The organism is Nocardia alni (assembly GCF_019038435.1).
Classification (GTDB): domain Bacteria; phylum Actinomycetota; class Actinomycetes; order Mycobacteriales; family Mycobacteriaceae; genus Nocardia; species Nocardia alni.
Window position 1 is genome coordinate 1 of sequence record NZ_JAGPOX010000314.1, and the last position, 1,569, is coordinate 1,569.

At 64.1% G+C, this 1,569-nt stretch carries 1 protein-coding gene; it reads right to left on the reverse strand.

All coding sequences use genetic code 11. From position 1 onward, the window contains the following. Positions 1–1,569: hypothetical protein (locus tag JZ791_RS44090; protein ID WP_216903929.1), on the reverse strand; the 1,569-nt coding region annotated here is incomplete at both ends.

The window sequence follows — 1,569 nt, forward strand, 5'->3', positions numbered from 1 at the left end:
TCGGATTCGTCGCGTGCATCCCGTCGAACAGGACCTTGGCCATCTGCGCGTGTTTGTCTTCACGGGTGGCGAAGTGCTGGTCGAGCGGACGCCGCAGTTGCGAGTCGTAGAATCGGTCGACCTTGGAGATGGGTCCGGTGCCGAACTCGTCGTGCATGACATCCTCGACCCCGCCGGTGGGATTGCCCCGCGAGGGCGTCAGCAGGGTGCCGGACATGCCGGTGATGTGGTCGAAATGACCACCGGAGAAGATCTGCTTGCCGGTGATGGACAGCGAGTACTCCGAATCCGCGGTGATCTCCAGATCGTGTTTGGCCTCCAAGTATTTGGCGAATCCGTTCCACCGGCTCGAGCTCTGTTTCTCCGGATCGTCCATGACCTGATCGTTGGTCTGCGAGGCGATGATCTTGATTTTTCCGTCGTCACCGACGTGGTAGTCCGAATTCTGCTCCGGCCCCCACTCGGCCTGTGCCGCGTGCGCGTACTCCTCGGCTTCGCTGTCGTCGACACGCTTTCCGAGCATGTCCTCGAGCTTGGCCCGGCCGGTCTCGGACAGCCGGGAGTCGAATATCCCGCGCCGCTCCATATCCTTGCCGAAATCCTCGGGTCCCAGCGCACCGGATTCCTTGGCGTGCTGCAGGTTGTCCCAGACCTCGTGCACGTTGGCCGCGAACGCCTCGTCGGCTTTGCCGGCCGATCCGGGAGACAGGACGTAGTGGGTCTGCTCATCGATCAGCTGTGCGTCGATCTCGTCGATGATCAGGTCGCCGCCCGGGAACGGTTCGAACCGATCGGGCAATCCACGGCCTTCGGCCGCGGTGTCCAGCAGCTTCTTGTATTCCTCGATCGACGGTGCCTGGTCCAGGGATTTCCGCAGCTCCGTCAGGTCGTCGGCGGGCATGCCGCTTTCCTTCAGCTTGTCGAACACCGCCTGGGCCTCTTTGACCGCGCGGAAACCGTAGTCCTGTGCGGTGCCGAGGACGATCAGCTTGCGTCCGGGCTCCCGGGCCGGGAACGGCTTGTCCGAATCCAGGTGGTACACGTCGATACCGAGGCTGTGATCGCCGGCCACCAGATGCTCGAACTCGTGCTGCATGTGCGCCACCAGCGGATCACTGGAGGTCATCACGTGCGCGATGCCCTTTTCCAGCGCCGCGCGGGTGGCCCGGGTGATCGCGGTCAGTTCCTTGCCCTCGCCGGTGTCCATCTCCACCGGGCCGTGGTGCATCAGGATCTCCGCGGTCACCTGCGTCCATCGCAACACCTTGCCGCCCGGGATATCGTCACTGACCGTGCCCCGGCGCATCAACTCGATCTGCGCCGCCCGGGACTCCTTCTCCGAACCGGAGACGATCCGGGCCTCCAGTTCCTTACCGGACAGGGTCGCCAGCGCACCGGTCTTATCCTTTCCGGCCTGGATGTCGTAGTACTCCAATAGGGCCTCGGCCGCCGCCTTCGCCGCACTCACCCGTTCCTTGCGCACCAGCGCAAACGCGTCGTCCTTACCGATCCGCCCGTCCTGGAACGCCTTCCAGGTGGCCGAGCCCGCCTGTTTGGCCTTGTCCATCA